The organism is Mordavella massiliensis (assembly GCF_016902415.1).
GTDB classification, from domain to species: domain Bacteria; phylum Bacillota; class Clostridia; order Lachnospirales; family Lachnospiraceae; genus Merdimonas; species Merdimonas faecigallinarum.
This window is the reverse complement of sequence record NZ_JACJLV010000013.1, coordinates 26,290-43,582: the sequence shown is the minus strand read 5'-3', so window position 1 is coordinate 43,582 and position 17,293 is coordinate 26,290. Positions and strand designations below refer to the sequence as shown.

19 protein-coding genes are annotated in these 17,293 nt (G+C 51.1%); all 19 read right to left on the bottom strand.

Annotation, left to right across the window (positions count from 1 at the left end; all coding sequences use genetic code 11):
* Window positions 1-45 precede the first annotated feature (45 nt).
* The gene (locus H6A13_RS05670; protein WP_204908641.1) at window positions 46-1,647 is read right to left on the bottom strand and encodes a peptide chain release factor 3; all 1,602 of its coding nucleotides are present in this window, start codon (window positions 1,645-1,647) and stop codon (window positions 46-48) included.
* A gap of 100 nt (window positions 1,648-1,747) precedes the next feature.
* Window positions 1,748-2,392 carry a SpoIIIAH-like family protein gene (locus H6A13_RS05665; RefSeq protein ID WP_204908640.1) on the bottom strand — a complete coding sequence of 215 codons (645 nt, stop codon included), beginning with the start codon at window positions 2,390-2,392 and terminating at the stop codon, window positions 1,748-1,750.
* Window positions 2,393-2,418: 26 nt separating this feature from the next.
* Window positions 2,419-3,027, bottom strand: coding sequence for a stage III sporulation protein AG (locus H6A13_RS05660; protein WP_243424739.1), 609 nt, complete (start codon window positions 3,025-3,027; stop codon window positions 2,419-2,421).
* A complete protein-coding gene (locus tag H6A13_RS05655) occupies window positions 3,017-3,343 on the bottom strand; it encodes a stage III sporulation protein AF (protein ID WP_204908639.1) in 327 nt (108 codons plus the stop codon). Before H6A13_RS05655 ends, H6A13_RS05660 begins: the two co-directional genes overlap by 11 nt.
* A gap of 21 nt (window positions 3,344-3,364) precedes the next feature.
* Window positions 3,365-4,600, bottom strand: a complete 1,236-nt coding sequence (locus H6A13_RS05650; protein WP_338043018.1) for a stage III sporulation protein AE — start codon at window positions 4,598-4,600, stop codon at window positions 3,365-3,367.
* A 12-nt stretch (window positions 4,601-4,612) separates the two neighbouring features.
* Window positions 4,613-4,999: a SpoIIIAC/SpoIIIAD family protein gene (locus H6A13_RS05645; RefSeq protein ID WP_204908638.1), complete on the bottom strand. Its 387-nt coding sequence runs from the start codon at window positions 4,997-4,999 to the stop codon at window positions 4,613-4,615.
* Between the two features lie 25 nt (window positions 5,000-5,024).
* Window positions 5,025-5,219 (bottom strand): stage III sporulation protein AC, encoded by a 195-nt coding sequence (spoIIIAC, locus tag H6A13_RS05640; protein WP_204908637.1) that lies wholly within the window; start codon window positions 5,217-5,219, stop codon window positions 5,025-5,027.
* Between the two features lie 39 nt (window positions 5,220-5,258).
* Complete coding sequence (locus H6A13_RS05635; RefSeq protein ID WP_243424738.1) at window positions 5,259-5,777, bottom strand: stage III sporulation protein AB; 519 nt, start codon at window positions 5,775-5,777, stop codon at window positions 5,259-5,261.
* Entirely contained in the window at window positions 5,771-6,712 is a 942-nt protein-coding gene (spoIIIAA, locus tag H6A13_RS05630; RefSeq protein ID WP_204908635.1) for a stage III sporulation protein AA, read from the bottom strand. Before spoIIIAA ends, H6A13_RS05635 begins: the two co-directional genes overlap by 7 nt.
* Before the next feature lie 145 nt (window positions 6,713-6,857).
* Window positions 6,858-8,945, bottom strand: coding sequence for a polyribonucleotide nucleotidyltransferase (locus H6A13_RS05625; RefSeq protein WP_204908634.1), 2,088 nt, complete (start codon window positions 8,943-8,945; stop codon window positions 6,858-6,860).
* A gap of 263 nt (window positions 8,946-9,208) precedes the next feature.
* Window positions 9,209-9,475, bottom strand: coding sequence for a 30S ribosomal protein S15 (gene rpsO, locus H6A13_RS05620; protein WP_204908633.1), 267 nt, complete (start codon window positions 9,473-9,475; stop codon window positions 9,209-9,211).
* A 122-nt stretch (window positions 9,476-9,597) separates the two neighbouring features.
* On the bottom strand, window positions 9,598-10,518 hold the full coding sequence (locus H6A13_RS05615) for a bifunctional riboflavin kinase/FAD synthetase (RefSeq protein WP_204908632.1): 921 nt from the start codon (window positions 10,516-10,518) through the stop codon (window positions 9,598-9,600).
* 17 nt (window positions 10,519-10,535) lie between these two features.
* Window positions 10,536-11,465, bottom strand: coding sequence for a tRNA pseudouridine(55) synthase TruB (gene truB / locus H6A13_RS05610; protein ID WP_204908631.1), 930 nt, complete (start codon window positions 11,463-11,465; stop codon window positions 10,536-10,538).
* Complete coding sequence (locus H6A13_RS05605; RefSeq protein ID WP_204908630.1) at window positions 11,462-12,430, bottom strand: DHH family phosphoesterase; 969 nt, start codon at window positions 12,428-12,430, stop codon at window positions 11,462-11,464. Before H6A13_RS05605 ends, truB begins: the two co-directional genes overlap by 4 nt.
* Window positions 12,417-12,806 (bottom strand): 30S ribosome-binding factor RbfA, encoded by a 390-nt coding sequence (gene rbfA / locus H6A13_RS05600; protein WP_204908629.1) that lies wholly within the window; start codon window positions 12,804-12,806, stop codon window positions 12,417-12,419. The genes H6A13_RS05605 and rbfA overlap by 14 nt, the downstream gene beginning before the upstream one ends.
* A 42-nt stretch (window positions 12,807-12,848) precedes the next feature.
* Window positions 12,849-15,482 carry a translation initiation factor IF-2 gene (gene infB, locus H6A13_RS05595; protein WP_204908628.1) on the bottom strand — a complete coding sequence of 878 codons (2,634 nt, stop codon included), beginning with the start codon at window positions 15,480-15,482 and terminating at the stop codon, window positions 12,849-12,851.
* 24 nt (window positions 15,483-15,506) lie between these two features.
* Window positions 15,507-15,821 carry a L7Ae/L30e/S12e/Gadd45 family ribosomal protein gene (locus tag H6A13_RS05590; RefSeq protein WP_243424737.1) on the bottom strand — a complete coding sequence of 105 codons (315 nt, stop codon included), beginning with the start codon at window positions 15,819-15,821 and terminating at the stop codon, window positions 15,507-15,509.
* Window positions 15,808-16,080, bottom strand: coding sequence for an RNase P modulator RnpM (rnpM, locus tag H6A13_RS05585; RefSeq protein ID WP_204908626.1), 273 nt, complete (start codon window positions 16,078-16,080; stop codon window positions 15,808-15,810). Before rnpM ends, H6A13_RS05590 begins: the two co-directional genes overlap by 14 nt.
* Window positions 16,073-17,284 carry a transcription termination factor NusA gene (nusA, locus tag H6A13_RS05580; RefSeq protein ID WP_204908625.1) on the bottom strand — a complete coding sequence of 404 codons (1,212 nt, stop codon included), beginning with the start codon at window positions 17,282-17,284 and terminating at the stop codon, window positions 16,073-16,075. The genes rnpM and nusA overlap by 8 nt, the downstream gene beginning before the upstream one ends.
* Between the last annotated feature and the right edge of the window lie 9 nt (window positions 17,285-17,293).

The window sequence follows — 17,293 nt, the reverse complement described above, 5'->3', positions numbered from 1 at the left end:
TCTATTTATTATAACAAATTAATCCGGATTTGCCTAGTATGAGTTTTACCGTCCGAATTCCGAAAGGACCAGCCCTTCGTTCCGCTCAACCGTCATCCGGATGCTCCACTCGTTCACAAACAATAAGAGCGGACGGCCTTTGAGATCCTTGACCTTCTTCATATCCGAAGTTCCTGTGATCTTGTCCACCTCTGTCTTACTGCTTTCGATCCAGCGGATGTACTCATAGGGAAGGCTGTCCATGCGTATTTCCACATTATACTCATTTTCCAGTCTGTACTTGAGCACGTCAAACTGCAGGACTCCTACCACGCCGACAATGATCTCTTCCATTCCGGTATTAAATTCCTGGAAGATCTGGATGGCTCCCTCCTGTGCGATCTGATTGATCCCTTTGATAAACTGCTTGCGCTTCATGGTGTCTACCTGGCGCACCCTTGCGAAATGTTCCGGTGCAAACGTCGGGATCCCTTCATAAGAGAACCGGTTGGCTGATGCGGTCAGCGTATCTCCGATTGAAAAGATGCCCGGATCAAATACACCGATGATATCTCCGCCATACGCTTTGCTGATCATTTTCCGCTCACTGGCCATCAGCTGCTGCGGCTGGGACAGGCGGACCTTCTTTCCTCCCTGCATATGCCATACGTCCATGCCTGCCTCAAACTCGCCGGAACAGATCCGCATAAACGCGATACGGTCTCTGTGGGCTTTATTCATATTTGCCTGGATCTTAAAAACAAACGCAGAAAAGTCCGGCTCCACCATGGGATCGATGGGTCCGGCGTCCGACATCCGCGGAAGCGGGGATGTGGTCATCTTCAGGAAATGCTGGAGAAATGTCTCCACGCCGAAATTGGTCAGAGCGGATCCAAAAAATACCGGCGACAATTCTCCTTTGCTGACCAGCTCCTGATCAAAAGGCGCTCCTGCTCCATCCTGCAGCTCAATCTCTTCCTCCAGCTGCAGCTTCTGAGAATCCGAGATCAGCCAGGAGATTTCCGGATCATTGATGGAGACTTTTTTCACTTCTCCCTGTGTGGTTCCCTTCTGTGTGCCGGAGAAGATCTCCACCTGCTTTTCGGCCCGGTCGTACACACCCCTGAACTCTTTTCCCGAACCAATGGGCCAGTTAATGGGACAGGTGGCGATCCCCAGTTCCTGCTCGATATCATCCAGCAGTTCGAACGTATCCATGGCTTCCCGGTCCATCTTGTTGATAAAGGTAAAAATCGGGATATGTCTCATGGTACATACCTTAAAAAGCTTCCGCGTCTGGGCCTCCACACCTTTTGACGCGTCAATGACCATGACCGCTGAATCCGCGGCCATCAGGGTACGGTACGTATCCTCCGAAAAGTCCTGATGGCCGGGGGTATCCAGGATATTGATACAGTATCCGCCGTAATTAAACTGCAGAACCGATGAAGTGACGGAAATGCCTCGTTCCTTTTCAATCTCCATCCAGTCAGACACCGCATGTCTGGCTGTGGCCTTGCCTTTTACGCTTCCCGCCTGATTGATGGCTCCTCCGTACAGAAGAAACTTTTCTGTCAGTGTAGTCTTTCCTGCATCCGGGTGTGAGATGATCGCAAAAGTCCTTCTTTTTGCGATCTGCTCCTTTACTTCCTCCTTGATCTCTGACATATATGATAACACTCCTAATCTATGATATTCTATGATATCCGCGCCAATGCGCTATTAGTCAGTATATCATACAAGGCCGGAATCCTCAAATAGATTTTCTCTATTCTGTCTGGGCGCTGACCGGGGTGATCACCACGTTCTGTGCCGGCACGCCGGTTTTTCTTGTCACAATGTCTTCGATCTGCGCCAGACTGGCATCATCAAGTTCCGCCTGCCCGATCACCACATCCGCAGAATCGGCGGTCATGCTTACGACGGCATCTGTAAATCCTTTGGAAGCAAGAAGGGTTTCTGCCGCCGCTTCTTTTTCCGCATAGTCTGTCATTGTCACCATCTGACTGACGGCATCCTGCTTCTGCTCATCGCTTAAATGTTCATTGTCGATAATCTCCAGCAGAGATTCTTTGTTCTGCGCCCGCACCTGCTCTCTGGTCACCTTTGCCTCCGCCACGATATTTCCTGCCTGGGCGCTGGTCAGCACCGCCTCTCCGGGCGTTCCTTCCACAGTTCCATCCTCCGCCGGCTCCCCGGCGTCACTGTCCTGACTTTCAATGTCTTCCCCGGATGCCGTCACGTCTTCTTCCGAAATATCCAGAAGTTCCTGGCTTGCCAGATCGGCATTTGCTTCTTCCGTATCGTTTCCGGCCGGAAAGATCCGCCCGGAATAATTCAGATATCCTGCTGCCGCGATCATCACTGCCAGCACCGCGATAATGATCTGATTCTTTTTCAATAATTTTTTCACTGTTACCCCTCCTGCTTTTTGACCTGTCATGGTTCCTGCTTCTTCATTATCCTAATCTTATGCGATTCGATCCCGAATAATGCCTCCACAGCTTCGGTGATATCCTGTTTGATCTCTGCCCTTCCGCCGCCCTCTGCCACCACCAGAACGCCTTCGATCCTGGGACTTAACTCCTTGCTGACATAGGGGCTTCCTTGTGTGTCTTCTCCGGATGCATAGACCGTTGTTTCTTCCAGATTTTTGCTGACCGTGGATCTGGTTCCCCCCTGGCTGTCTGCTTCCGTGACGTTTTCCTGCCCGGAGGAGGCGTCTTTTTCCACCACCTTTTCCGAAGAAGACTGCAGGGTGACCATCACAGTCACGTCTCCGGCCCCTTCCATCTGGGAGATCACCTCCTCCAGCTTCTGTTCCAGATACCGGACATAATCCATCTGATCTTCCCCGGAAGAATCCGCCGGGGCGTTCCGGCCCGCGCTGTCCGGATCATCTGAGTGCGCGCCGGTCTTTCCCCCGCCGGAAGGAAGTGCGATCACCACCAGCAGAACCCCTGTCAGAAAGAGGATCAGAAGCTGATCTTTTTTCAGCTTCCGTATGGAACATCCGGCCAGCATTTCTTTGATTTTTTTACTGTCCAATTTCTATCTCCTCCACTTGAATCTTTGCCGGATCCTTTTCGTCCCCGTCCCCGCCTGTGTCTTCCAGAAACGGAGAGGCTTCCTGGATCTTCTCCATCTGCGCCTCATAATCCCGGTTCTGTGAAATATTTTTCAGTTCTTCGTCTATGCCGAAAAGCCCGGACACCGGTGTAAGAAGAAGGACCACCAGCGTCAGACCGGTAAAGAAGCGGACATATTTCTGATAATCCGAATCCGGCAAAAGATGCATCACCGCTGTTACCAGAACCATATAAAATGCAATATTTTCCATCCATTCGTAGATATATTCCAGCATCGGATCCTCCTTATGGATCTGTTACGTCCCGTTAGTCACAGCGGCCGCCACAGCTACCGTTAACAGAAAAAGCACGCCTGTGGTAAAAAACACCCGCATCAGAAGACGGCACCCTTCTCCGACCGTGTCCACGCATCCGGTGATCCTCTCATCGGACACCGGCTGGATCACAGCGGCGGCAAGCTTATAGAGAAACGTGATACAGGCCATCTGGACAAGCGGCACCAGACAAAGCGCCACACAGAGCAGGGCTCCTGCCATACCAATCCCGTTTTTGACCAGTACCGCTGTTCCGGCCGCCACTTCCGCCATACCGCCCAGCGCATCCCCTACGCCCGGGATCGCCTCGGCCCCACGGGCCAGGATGCTCCTCTTCACAGAATCAATCGCCGGGCTGATCATTCCCTGTACCACATTGAATCCTGCCACAACTGCAAGCAGCGCTTTTAAACTCCAGGAAACACCGGTTTCGATCAGTTCTGCAAATTTCGTCAGATAATTTTCTCTGGAAAGATCGTTCAGCACACGGACGATCATATAAATGTGGATCATGGGAAGCAGGACGTTGGCGATCAGAAGCTCCGTCAGATAAATAAGAAAAAGCACCAGCTGATAAAACGCAACCGCTGTCACGCTTCCCTTTGCCGCCGCAACCGCCACAAAGTACAGAGGGCAGAAAGCGCCCATAAAGGCCGTCAGCATATGCACCCCTTCTTCTGTCCATTCCACCACTGCCGCAAAGGTCTTAAGCGTCAGCGCCATCATCAGAAGGTAGACCGCATAAAAACTGATCTGCGAAAGCTGGCGGCTCTGAAATACCCTGGAAAAATTCCGGAATACCGCTGCTATCACAGCGATCAGAAGCACATGAGCCAGTTGGTCCTTTCCCACACGGAATGCATAGGTCAGCCGGTCCCGGATCAGACGGCGAAAAAGTCCGGACAGCGAATCAACGTCGCCTTCGATCAACCGGCTCACCGTCTCCTGAAAATCCAGCCGTTCTTCCGGAAACAGTTCTTCTAAAGCGTCATCGACCTCGTCAAAGGGAAACGTCTCCAGCAGTTCTCCGCCTGCGTCCTCTACACTTGCTATTGGTTCTTCGTCTTCCCGGTTATCCGGATTTTCTTCCTGAACTGCGCCTGCTGTAAGCGGAAAAAGAACGGCAAGCAGAACAGCCGCCATACAGAGCCGCACCGGGCCCAGTCTTCTTCGCGCTCCCCGTCTTATTTTTCTTCTCTTCGTGCCAGTCCTCCTCACACCAGCACCCCCTTACGCCAGAAAATCCCGGATCGCTGACAGAAGCGCCATAAGAACAGGCATGCTTAACACCAGGATGGCCAGTTTTGCAAAAATCTCGATCTGCACGGCAATCGTCTGATAGCCAGCGTCTTTACAGATCGCGGAAGAAAACTCCGCCACATAGGTGATGCCCAGCATTTTGAGCAGCGTGCCGGTGTAAGCAGCATCCATCTGTATGTAGGCCCCGATCTGGGCCAGAAGATCCACCAGGATCTTTAACCGGCTTACCACCGCAAAAAAGATAAACAGGCTCAGTGCAAGACTGATATAGATCCCGTATTCTGTTTTTCCGGATTTAAACTGAACAGCCAGAAGCGCACCGGCCACGCCCAGGATCCCGATCTGTATCACATCCATTCTGCCACCTCATTTTCTATCTGCTTTACAGCGAGAACAGATCCTGGATCGACACAAACAGATCGTAGATATACGGCACGATCCAGAACAGTACCAGCAAAAGTCCAGCCAGACTGGTTAAAAACGCCTGCTCCTCTCTTCCGCTGTGCTTGAGCACCTGGCTTAAGATCGATACCAGGATCCCTACCGCCGCAATTTTAAATAACAGACTGATATTCATGTAATCCTCCTTAGCCGGACAGGCGAATGTCCATCTTTTTTAGATCAGCAAAATGGTGACGAATATCCCGCCCATCACGCCCAGGCACTGGCAGAGCCGGATCTTGATCTTCATCCCCTCCCTTATTTCTTCCATGGAATGCTTAAGTTCCTCCAGATACCGGTCAAGACTTCGGATCTGTGCTTCCAGATCTGCGTCTCCAAGCTGCGTTCCCAGTTCTTCCAGGCGCAGAAGATCTCTCTTTTGGATTTTGGAGTTTTTCAGCGCATCCCGGACCCCGGTTTTCCAGATGACAGAAAGCATTCGGTCCTGTCTTCTTTCCATCTTCCGGGACATCTCCATCATCCATCCACGGTATGGCTCCCCGGCGTCTCTTCCGATTTTCAAAAATGCTTCGCCCAGGCAGGCTCTGGCATACAGGATCTCGCTTCGAAGCGCATATAGCAGGGTCTGAAGCTCCCGCATTTCTTCATACTGCTGCCGGACCCTGTCCGCGGCGGACATACCGGCAAGAATGCCTGTGCCGATGATAAGAATGCTGCCGGCAAGCTTTAACATGTACATTCTTCCCGGTACAGAAGGCTTCCCCTCTCATCATAGATTCCCAGCACCTGTCCTGCCTTTGGCTGATTTCCCAGCAGCACATACCGCTCAAAGCACCCGCGCCTGATCAGCTGATGGAACAGGGGTTTTTGCCTCAGCTCTTCCATAGACGCCCCGTGTACCGTTGCCAGGATCCGGCAGCCGCAGTGGATCGCATATTCTATGGCATGTACATCTTCCGCCTTGCCGATCTCATCCACTGCGATCACCTCCGGCCCCATGGAACGGATCAGCATCATCATCCCCTCCGCTTTCGGGCAGCCGTCCAGGATGTCTGTCCGCCTTCCCAGCCTGTTCTGCGCCACACCCCGGTAGCATCCGCCGATCTCCGAGCGCTCGTCCACCACGCCCACCGTCCTTCCTGCAAGCAGCCGGGTGCCATCAGAGATCTGCCGGATCAGATCCCGGAGCAATGTGGTTTTCCCGCACCTGGGCGGCGACACCAGAAGCGTATGGCAGACCGACTGGTCCCGGATCAGATAGGGCAGCACCTGGTCCGCGCATCCGGGCTTTTCGTGTGACACCCGGATATTCAAAGAAGAAATATATTTCAGATTTTTTATCTGCCCCTTCTCCATGATCGCCTGTCCCGTCATCCCCACACGGTGCCCCCCTTCCATCGTAATAAACCCCTGGCGCATCTCCTGTTCATACGCATAAAGCGAATAATTGCTGACATATTCCAACGTCTCCTTCAGATCCTCCTCCTGCACCCGGTAAGGTTTCCCGTCCTGCATGGGAAAAACCTCCCTGTCCCGGTAGATTAAGATCAACGGCTGCCCCGTCCGCAAGCGGATTTCCTGCAGCAGGTCCTCCTGCAGACGCTCCTTCTCCACCAGAAACCGGATCTTCCCCGGCAGAACATCATAAATTCCAATCCTCTCCTGCATCTTTGTCCACCTCTTTCTACACCAATATATGTCCAAACTGAAGTTTTATGCACAAAAAGGGACGTAGACCTTTTGCATTTGTCTACGTCCCTTTTTGACATTCAGGGTGTACCTAATTGGAAAACACCCTGTACCCTGTTTAAATTTACTCTGCTACATCTTTGATGCTGAAGGAGAATCTGCCCATCTTATCCTTGCCCAGGCAGACAACTTTTACCACATCGCCAAGAGTCAGCACGTCTTCTACGCGGTTCACTCTTTCTTTTGCAAGTTTGGAAATGTGGACCATTCCTTCTTTTCCGGGAGCGAACTCCAGGAATGCGCCGAATTCTTTAATGCTGACTACTTTTCCTTCCAGTACCTGTCCGGCTTCAAAGTCGGTTACAATGATGTAGATCAGCTTTCTGGCTTTTTCCATGCCTTCTGCATCTGTGCCGCAGATAGATACGGAACCGTCATCTTCGATATCGATCTTCACGCCGGTCTGTTCGATGATGGCATTGATGGTTTTTCCTCTCTGTCCTACTACATCGCCGATCTTCTGCGGATCGATCTGCATCTGAATGATCTTCGGAGCGAATTCGCCTACTTCCGGTCTCGGCTCGGAAATGGCCTTATTCATGACTTCATCAATGATGTAGGTTCTGGCCTTTTTGGTCGCTGCAATCGCCTCTTCGATGATCGGTCTGGTCAGTCCGTGGATCTTGATGTCCATCTGGATGGCAGTGATACCTTTATGTGTTCCGGCTACCTTAAAGTCCATATCGCCAAAGAAATCTTCCAGTCCCTGGATATCTGTCAGTACCAGGTAGTCATCATCGGTATCGCCTGTCACAAGTCCTGCGGAAATACCTGCCACCGCGCTCTTGATCGGAACACCGGCAGCCATCAGTGACATGGAGGATGCGCATACGCTGGCCTGTGAAGTGGAACCGTTTGACTCAAAGGTCTCAGATACGGTACGGATCGCGTACGGGAACTCTGCCTCGCTTGGAAGTACCGGGATCAGAGCTCTCTCAGCAAGCGCTCCGTGTCCGATCTCACGGCGTCCCGGTCCTCTGGACGGTCTGGTCTCGCCTACAGAATAGGATGGGAAATTGTAATGATGCATATATCTCTTGGATGTCTCTGTCTCATCCAGTCCATCCAGTCTCTGTGCGTCCGAAAGCGGAGCCAGAGTTGTAATGTTGCAGATCTGTGTCTGTCCGCGGGTAAACATGGCGGATCCATGCACTCTCGGGATCAGGTCGATCTCAGCTGCCAGCGGACGGATCTCATCGATCGCACGTCCATCCGGACGTTTGTGGTCCTTTAAGATCATCTTGCGGACGGTCTTCTTCTGGTACTGGTAAACAGCCTCGCCTAATTTTGCAAGCCACTCTTCCTTGTCTGCAAATGCCTCTTCCAGTCTTTCTGTAATCTTGCGGATATTTTCTTCTCTGGTCTGCTTGTCATCGGTAAATACAGCCTCTTCCATCTCTTCTGCCGGAACGATAGCGCGGATCGCGTCAAATAATTCTTCCGGAACCGCAAAGCTTTCATATTCATGTTTCGGCTTTCCGCACTCTGCCACGATGGTCTCAATAAATGCGATCACCTTCTGGTTCAGTTCGTGCGCCGCAAAAATCGCATCGATCATCTGCTGCTCCGGCACCTCATTGGCGCCTGCCTCGATCATGATCACTTTTTCTTTGGTAGAGGCAACTGTCAGAGCCAGTTCAGAAGCGGTCTTCTGTGCTTCTGTGGGATTGAATACAAATTCCCCGTCAACCAGTCCTACCTGTGTGGTAGAGATCGGTCCGTCAAACGGAATATCGGAAATGCAGGTTGCAATGGCTGCTCCCAGCATCGCAGTCAGTTCCGGAGAGCAGTCCTGATCCACAGACAGCACCAGGTTTTCCAGAGTCACATCATTGCGGTAGTCCTTGGGGAACAGAGGACGCATCGGACGGTCAATAACACGGTCTGTCAGGATCGCATTCTCAGAAGCCTTGCCCTCTCTTTTATTAAATCCGCCCGGGATCTTTCCAACCGCATACATCCGTTCGTTGTACTCTACACTTAACGGGAAAAAGTCGATCCCTTCTCTTGGCTTTTCAGATGCTGTTGCTGTACAAAGCACTGTAGTGTCTCCATAGTGCATCAGCACCGCGCCGTTCGCCTGCTTTGCCACACGGCCAACGTCAACACGAAGTGTTCTGCCGGCCAGTTCCATTTCATACTTCTTGTACATAATTTTCTCCTTTTTACCATATTTTCCTGTAAGCCAGTCCACACCGAAACTACTGAAAAAAGTACCCGCTGCTTTTGCCGATACACTTTTCAGTGGTCTCGGTTATCAGATGACTGCTCACAATCTTATTTATTATATCATACTCCCCGGAAATGTGCTACTAAAATATTTCAGTCTTCCCTTTCTTTAAAGGACGCCGGATTAGAAAAACCGCCGTGTTCCTTTTTAGGAATACGGCGGTCCAGAATACCTTACACAAAGAATTATTTTCTAAGTCCAAGTCTTTCGATCAGAGTACGGTATCTCTCGATATCTTTCTTTCTTAAATATGCAAGAAGACCTCTTCTCTGTCCAACCATCTTCAGAAGACCTCTTCTGGAGTGATGATCCTTCGGGTTTGCCTTGAAGTGATCTGTCAGATCATTGATTCTTGCTGTCAGGATCGCGATCTGTACTTCCGGTGATCCGGTATCTCCTTCGGTTCTTCCATAATCTCTGATGATCTGTTCTTTCTGTTCCTTTGTAATCATGTTCTTTTCCTCCTTATCTTCTATAAAACGCCGGATATTAAGCAACGGTCGGAGTGATCCGGTTACCGAACATCGGCTTTCACACTCGGTTAGTATACCACGGACAGCCGGGGATGTAAAGATTAAACTTTAAAATATTCCTGTCCTGCCGCAATATCCCGGTCCACCTGTACTTTCAGGCTCTCCACATCCGGAAACTTCTGTTCCGGCCTGTGATATTTCAGAAACTCCACCAGGATCTCTTTGCCGTAGGCGTCCCCTTCGTAACCGAACAGGAAGCTTTCCACCAGAAGTCGCTGTTCGTCCGATACGGTCGGCTTGATCCCCACATTGGAAATCCCATGATAAACCGCTCCGTCCACACGGATCCGGCTGAAATATACCCCCTTAGGCGGAACGATCTTATCTTCCGGCCAGTGCAGGTTCACCGTCGGAAATCCAAGGGTGCGCCCCAGTCTCTTCCCATGCTCCACCACGCCGTCTACCGCATAGGCATACCCCAGCATCTTCGCCGCCTTTTCCACATCTCCGTCCCGCAGCACCTCTTTGATATAAGTGCTGCTGATGATGCGGTCCTGATAGCGTTCCTTTTCGATCACAAACAGCTGGTATCCATACTGTCCGGCATACTCCGACAGCATCTGCACATCTCCTCTTTTTTCATATCCGAACCGGAAATCTGTTCCCACCACAACATATCTGGCGTGAAGACGCCTGCTGATAATCTGTTCGATAAAATCTTCCGCAGGCATTCTGGCAAATTCCGGGGTAAATGGATAATCGATCAGAACATCCACCTGAGTTTCCAGATGGAGATACCGCTCCCTCTGATCCATGATAAGCTGTGGCGTGATCCCCTTTTCTTTCCACAGCGGATGCATATCAAACGCGCAGACAATACTGTTGACGTTCTCATTTGTGCTTAACTCCTGTACCTTACGGACAAGCTTCTGATGACCTCTGTGAAGTCCGTCAAACTTTCCGAAGGTCACTGCTGAATCTCTGTCACTGTGATATTGCGACAGCTCTTTGATATACTGCATATACTGATTCCTTCTTCTTATTCTTCTCGTTCCGGGAAAAACATTTTCTCGATACGGTAACTGTCATCCTCTTCCTGACGCCGGTAAAGCGCGATAAAATGTCCGTCTTTGTCATACAGACGGACTCTCTGCCGGTCGCCCGTTCTTTCCATCTCTCCGGGGTTTTCAAAAGATACTGCGCTTCCTTTCAGCCAGCCGCCGTTTCTTGCCGTCATCTCCCATTCCGCCTCCACAGATACACGCGGGGCATCCGGAAACACCTGGTCAACAGGCAGCACTTCGGAAAGCAGGCAGCCCTCCTCTTTGCGGCGGATGATCTCGTCAAACTTCAGACTGTTCTCCATCTGAAACATCCCGGATCTGGTACGCAGAAGACTTTCCATACACCCTCCGCACCCCAGTTTTTCTCCGATATCATGGCAGAGAGTACGGATATACGTGCCTTTGGAGCATGTCACTTCCATCTTTACCCGCGGAAGCGCCATTTCCAGGATCTGCATCTTACAAATGATGACCTTCCTTGGCTTTCTCTCCACCGTTTTGCCTTCCCGCGCCAGTTCATACAGCTTTTTCCCGCCTACTTTTACAGCAGAATACATGGGCGGGATCTGCTCATATTCCCCCAGAAATGACAGAACCGCTTCTCTTACCACTTCTTCCGTCAGATAACCGGTATCCTGTTGTGCCAGAACTTCTCCGGAAATATCCTGGGTATCGGTCGTCTTTCCAAGAAGCAGGACGGCTTCGTAGGTCTTTTCCTTTTCCGTCAGAAGATCGCAAAGCTTTGTGGCCCTCCCCAGGCAGACCGGAAGAACGCCTTCCGCGTCCGGATCCAGGGTGCCGGTATGGCCGATCTTTTTCTGGCCCAGGATTCCCCGCAGCTTTGCCACCACATCGTGAGAGGTATAGCCTTTTTCTTTATAAACATTCAAAATCCCGTGTATCATACTGCACACTCCGAAGCAGCGGACTGAAGTTCTTCTTCCAGCTGTCCGGCCAGATTCGTCAGTACATCCTGAGGCGTTCCGGTCATGGAGAATCCTGCCGCTCTTGCGTGGCCTCCTCCTCCGAAATATGCCGCGATCCTGCTGACATCTACCCTTTCTTTCGACCGGAGGCTGACTTTATAGACACTGGCGCCGGTCTCATACATAAAGATCGCCACCTCTACGCCTTTGGTCACCCGAAGCTGGCTTACGATCCCGTCCAGATCCGCAGGCTTCACCCCGTAAAACTGCATGGTCTTTTTGGTAATATAGGACGCGATGCATTTCCCGTCCATAAAAACAATACTCTCCAGAAGCGCTCTGCCAAGGATCTGATTCTGGGCGTAACTTTTTTCATAATAGGTGTCCTGGATCAGCTTTGGCGCGTCCACTCCTTTTTCCAGCAGCTTCGCAGCCACGCGGAAAGTAGACGGTCCGGCGCAGGAATACTGAAAGACTCCGGTATCATGGGCGATTCCCATGTATAAAAGCTCCGCCGTTTTGCGGGAGATCTTATCATCCTCCAAAAGTCCGTACACCAGCTCTGAAGTAGAACTTGCATCCGGCACCACATGATTTTCCTCTGCAAACTCCGGATTGCTCACATGATGATCGATACAAAACGTATGCTCTGCCTGTTCAAAGAGCGGCGCGGAGAACCCCAGTCTGTCCTGATCGCCGCAGTCCAGACAGATGAACAGATCATAGGATTTCCCCTCCGGGATCTCATGGCGGATCACGCCTTCCGGAACCCATGGACGATATGCTTCCGGAATTTCCTCCAGGTAGACGTCTACTTCTTTTTCCGGTTCATTTTCCTTCAGATACTGATACAGCCCCATACAGGAACCCACACAATCCCCGTCCGGGCGGATATGGCCGCCGATCGCGATCCGTGCGGCCTTATCAATTCTATTCTTCCACATCCTTCTCACCTTCCGATGTTGTCATACCTCTGGTCACTTCTTCTATTTTCTTTGACATCGTTACACCATACTCGATGGACTGGTCCAGAACAAATGTAATTTCCGGAGTATTGCGCATATTTAAGGTTCTGGCAAGTTCCCTGCGGATGAACCCTTCTGCGCTTCGAAGTCCTTCCATGGTGTTCTTCTGCTCTTCCTCATTTCCCAGCACGCTGATGTAAGCCTTGCATGTCTTAAGGTCCGGGGCGACTTCTGCCGCCACCACGGACGTCCACGGCGCGACCCGCGGGTCTTTCAGCCCGCTGCGGATAATGTTGCTGAGCTCTCTTTGCACCTCTGTATTCACTCTGGTGTTCTTAATACTTCTCTTTCTCATGATCCATCCTTCTTTCACTCGAAAAGCCTGCCGGGAAGATCCCTATCGCGGGATCTCCACCATCTTAAATGCCTCTACCTGATCGCCTTCCTTAACATCGTTAAAGTTATGGAATACAAATCCGCATTCATAGCCTGCTCTTACTTCTTTTACATCATCTTTAAACCGCTTCAGAGACGCAAGACCGCCTTCGTATACCACAATGCCGTCTCTTGTGATCCGGACAGAGCAGTCTCTTTCAAAAGTACCATCCTGCACATAGGATCCTGCGATCGTTCCGACGCCGGAAGCCTTGAACAGCTGGCGTACTTCCGCATGACCCAGTACTTTCTCTTCAAATACCGGATCCAGCATACCCTTCATGGCCGCCTCTACGTCCTCGATCGCATTGTAGATCACGCGGTACAGACGGATATCCACGCCTTCCCGTTCTGCGGTATCTTTTGCAGTCGCATCCGGGCGGACGTTAAATCCGATGATGATCGCATTGGACGCAGATGCAAGGCTTACGTCAGATTCATTGATCGCTCCTACGCCGCCGTGAATGATCTTCACAACCACTTCCTCATTGGAAAGTTTCAGAAGACTCTGCTTCAGCGCCTCTACAGATCCCTGTACATCCGCTTTTACCACAATGCCCAGTTCCTTTAAGTTTCCTTCCTGGATCTGTGTAAACAGATCATCCAGGGAAAGTTTGGTCTTGGTCTCGTCTAAGAGTTTTACCTTCTCCTGTGAAATAAATGTCTCTGCAAAATGTCTGGCCTCTTTTTCATTCGGACAGCATACAAATACTTCGCCTGCATTGGGGACATCGTTAAGTCCCAGGATCTCCACAGGCATAGACGGGCCCGCCTCTTTGACCCGGCGTCCCTTATCATCCATCATAGCACGGACCTTTCCGTGGGCGCTTCCTGCCGCGATAGAATCTCCTACCCGGAGGGTACCCTTCTGTACCAGCACGGTCGCCACAGATCCTCTTCCTTTATCCAGCTCTGCCTCCAGAACCAGACCGCGGGCGCGGCGGTTCGGATTGGCCTTTAATTCCATAACTTCCGCTGTCAGAACGATCATTTCCATCAGTTCTTCCAGACCTTCGCCTGTCTTTGCCGATACCGGAACAAAGATGGTGCTTCCGCCCCAGTCTTCCGGGATCAGTTCGTACTCTGCCAGTTCCTGTTTAACACGGTCAATATTTGCGCTTGGCTTATCAATCTTATTGACTGCCACTACGATCTCTACTCCGGCCGCCTTTGCATGGTTGATCGCTTCCACGGTCTGCGGCATAACGCCGTCGTCTGCAGCTACAACCAGAACCGCGATATCGGTAGAACTTGCGCCCCGCATACGCATCGCCGTGAAGGCTTCATGTCCCGGCGTATCCAGGAACGTGATCTTTTCCCCGTTTACTTCCACTACATAAGCGCCGATATGCTGTGTGATACCACCGGCCTCTCTGTCGATCACATTGGTATGGCGGATCGCATCCAGAAGAGAGGTTTTTCCATGGTCAACGTGACCCATAACGCAGACTACCGGCGGACGCTTCTTCATCTTGGATTCATCCTCTTCCTCTTCTTTGAGGAGTTCCTCGATCACGTCCACAACTTCTTCTTTTTCGCACAATACATCATACTCCAGAGCAATCTCTTCTGCCGTCTCATAATCAATCTCCTGATTAACGGTAACGATCTTGCCCTGCATAAACAGTTTCTTCACAATAACAGACGGCACGACTTTCATCTTGTCTGCCAGTTCTTTGATCGTCAGAACTTCCGGGATCACGATGGATTTCACTTCTTCTACCTTCTGCTCCTTCTGCTGCGGTTTCTGAAGCTGCTGTCTGGGCTCGTTCTTTTTCTTGCCCTTGCTCATTCTCTCGTCATCGTCATCTCTGCGGTAATCTTTCTTCTTGTGATCGTCCTTGCCTTTGCCTTTGGATCTCTGCGGTTTCTGTCCTTCCATCGCCGGAGCCGGAACTGCGCCGCCTCTTCTCTCCGGACGCTCTCCCGGTTTTCTTCCCTGGTGGCGGTCACGGGACTGATCATGATCCCGGTCGCCGGAGGGTCTTCTGTCTCCCCTGCGGTCATTTCTTCCCTCATGAGAATCCCTGGACTGCGCGCCTCTGTCTCTTCGCTGGTTCTTTTCCGGCGCTTTTTCCACTGCTTTCTCCCGTACAGGAGCCTCCTGCTTTCTTTCTGCCGGCTTTTCTGTACGCACAGGTTTTTCCTGCTTCGGCGCTGCCGGCTGTTTTACAGGCTCTGCCTTCTTTACTTCCGCAGCCTCGGCCGGACGGACCGGCGCTTTGGCAGGCCTTCCGTTATTCACCTGCATGGGTTTTCCCTGCATGGGCGCACGTCCCCCCTGCTGGGGTCTTCCGCCCTGGGGTGTACGTCCTCCCTGTTTTCTGCCCTGTTTCCCGGCATTCTGTGTATTCTGGGGGCGGAACACATGCACGATATTTTTCTTCTTCGGAGCTTCCGCCGCTTTTTCCTGGGCAGGAGCTTCTTCTTTTGCCGCTCCTTTTCCCATACCGCGTCTGACCATCTCAGCCTCGCTCTCTTCAATACCGCTGCTGTGACTCGTAACCTCTATCTTATTTTTGCCAAGGAACTCGATCACGTCTTTACTTTCCACGCCAAGCTCCTTTGCCAGCTCATATACTTTCACTTTCGCCATACTATCTACCTCCTCTATGCAGCTTTAGTTCTCTTCCGTATCCATATGTTTCCTGATCCCTTTCGCCAATCCCTCGTCCAGTACCGCAAGAGATGCGCGAAACTGTTTTCCCATTGCATGCCCCAAGGTATCTTTATCACCGTAAAAACGGATCGGTACTTTGTAATACTCACACATATTCTGAAATTTCTTCTTTGTATTCTCTGAAGCATCCTCTGCCACGATCACCAGGGTCGCTCTTCCGGATTTGACTTCCCGTTCTGTCAGGAACTCTCCTCCGGCAGTCTTTCCTGCTTTTGTAGCCAGTCCGATGAGCCCCATGGTTTTATTTGGTTTCAAGATCATCCATCTCCTTCTCCAGCCGGCTGTAAACCTCCGGCGGGATCGCCTGCTTAAAAGAGCGTTCCAGCCCTTTGCTCTTTACCGCCTTTTCCAGACATTCCCGGCTGGGGCAAAGATAAGCGCCGCGTCCGTTTTTCTTTCCGGTGGCGTCCAGCTCAAATTCCCCCTCCGGGGTGCGGATCACACGGATCATTTCCTTTTTATTTTTCATTTCCTGGCACCCCACGCAGCGGCGCACAGGCATCTTCTTACTCATGGTCTCCGTCCTCTGCCTCGTCGTAAGCATCTTCCTCATATGCCTCGTCATATGCGTCATCGTATGCTTCCTCATACGTTTCCTCATATGCTTCATCATACGGCTCTTCGTATTCTTCCTCGTAGACGCCTTCACTTAATTCCATATAGTTCTCCGGCAGTTCTCCTGACTCGATCGCCTGCGTCTCACTCTTGATATCGATCTTGTATCCGGTCAGACGGGCGGCAAGTCTTGCATTCTGTCCTTCTTTTCCGATTGCAAGGGACAGCTGGTAATCCGGTACGATCACGCTGGCTGTCTTTTCATCCGGATCCGCCATGACGGAGATCACCTTTGCCGGGCTTAATGCATTTTCGATCAGGATCGCCGGGTTATCGCTCCAGTTTACAATGTCGATCTTTTCTCCCCGCAGTTCGCTTACGATAGCATTGACTCTTGCCCCGTTCATACCCACGCAGGCGCCCACCGGATCCACATCCGGGTCATTGGACCATACCGCGATCTTTGTACGGCTGCCGGCTTCTCTGGCAATGCTCTTGATCTCTACGATGCCGTCCTTTACTTCTGTAACCTCTGCCTCAAACAGTCTCTTTACCAGTTCCGGATGGGTTCTGGACACCAGGATCTTCGGCCCTTTTGTGGTGTTTTTCACTTCTACGACATAGAGTTTGATTCTTTCCGTAGGTTTAAATACCTCGCCTTTTACCTGCTCGTTTTCTGTCAGCATAGCGTCGGCCTTGCCCAGATTGATGCTGATATTCTTGCCTACGTATCTTTGTACGATACCGGTTACGATATCTTTTTCTTTTTCAAAATACTGATCATATACGACTTTGCGTTCCTCTTCGCGGATCTTCTGCAGGATCAGGTTCTTGGCGTTCTGTGTCGCGATCCGTCCGAAAGACTTGGATTCCACAGGAATCTGTACAATGTCGCCCAGTTCGTACTTACTGTCGATCTTTTTCGCGTCTTCCAGGCTGATCTCTTCTACGCTGTCCTCCACGTCCTCTACCACTGTTTTCTCTGCATACAGCTGATAATCGCAGGTTTCCCGGTCCATGATCAGCTTGATATTATCCGCTTTGCCGAAATGGTTCTTACAGGCGTTCATCAGGGAACTTTCGATCGCGTCCAGGATCGTATCCTTGCTGATTTCCTTCTCCTTTTCCAAAATATTCAATGCTTCCATTAATTCTGTGTTCATGATCTTATC

Bases quoted from the DNA above. Each gene is read 5' to 3' on its own strand.
- H6A13_RS05670 (WP_204908641.1), bottom strand. From the start codon at position 1,647: ATGTCAGAGATCAAGGAGGAAGTAAAGGAGCAGATCGCAAAAAGAAGG.
- H6A13_RS05655 (WP_204908639.1), bottom strand. From the start codon at position 3,343: ATGCTGGAATATATCTACGAATGGATGGAAAATATTGCATTTTATATG.
- H6A13_RS05645 (WP_204908638.1), bottom strand. From the start codon at position 4,999: ATGGATGTGATACAGATCGGGATCCTGGGCGTGGCCGGTGCGCTTCTG.
- spoIIIAC (WP_204908637.1), bottom strand. From the start codon at position 5,219: ATGAATATCAGTCTGTTATTTAAAATTGCGGCGGTAGGGATCCTGGTA.
- H6A13_RS05635 (WP_243424738.1), bottom strand. From the start codon at position 5,777: ATGTTAAAGCTTGCCGGCAGCATTCTTATCATCGGCACAGGCATTCTT.
- spoIIIAA (WP_204908635.1), bottom strand. From the start codon at position 6,712: ATGCAGGAGAGGATTGGAATTTATGATGTTCTGCCGGGGAAGATCCGG.
- H6A13_RS05625 (WP_204908634.1), bottom strand. From the start codon at position 8,945: ATGTACAAGAAGTATGAAATGGAACTGGCCGGCAGAACACTTCGTGTT.
- rpsO (WP_204908633.1), bottom strand. From the start codon at position 9,475: ATGATTACAAAGGAACAGAAAGAACAGATCATCAGAGATTATGGAAGA.
- H6A13_RS05615 (WP_204908632.1), bottom strand. From the start codon at position 10,518: ATGCAGTATATCAAAGAGCTGTCGCAATATCACAGTGACAGAGATTCA.
- truB (WP_204908631.1), bottom strand. From the start codon at position 11,465: ATGATACACGGGATTTTGAATGTTTATAAAGAAAAAGGCTATACCTCT.
- H6A13_RS05605 (WP_204908630.1), bottom strand. From the start codon at position 12,430: ATGTGGAAGAATAGAATTGATAAGGCCGCACGGATCGCGATCGGCGGC.
- rbfA (WP_204908629.1), bottom strand. From the start codon at position 12,806: ATGAGAAAGAGAAGTATTAAGAACACCAGAGTGAATACAGAGGTGCAA.
- infB (WP_204908628.1), bottom strand. From the start codon at position 15,482: ATGGCGAAAGTGAAAGTATATGAGCTGGCAAAGGAGCTTGGCGTGGAA.
- rnpM (WP_204908626.1), bottom strand. From the start codon at position 16,080: ATGAGTAAGAAGATGCCTGTGCGCCGCTGCGTGGGGTGCCAGGAAATG.
- nusA (WP_204908625.1), bottom strand. From the start codon at position 17,284: ATGAACACAGAATTAATGGAAGCATTGAATATTTTGGAAAAGGAGAAG.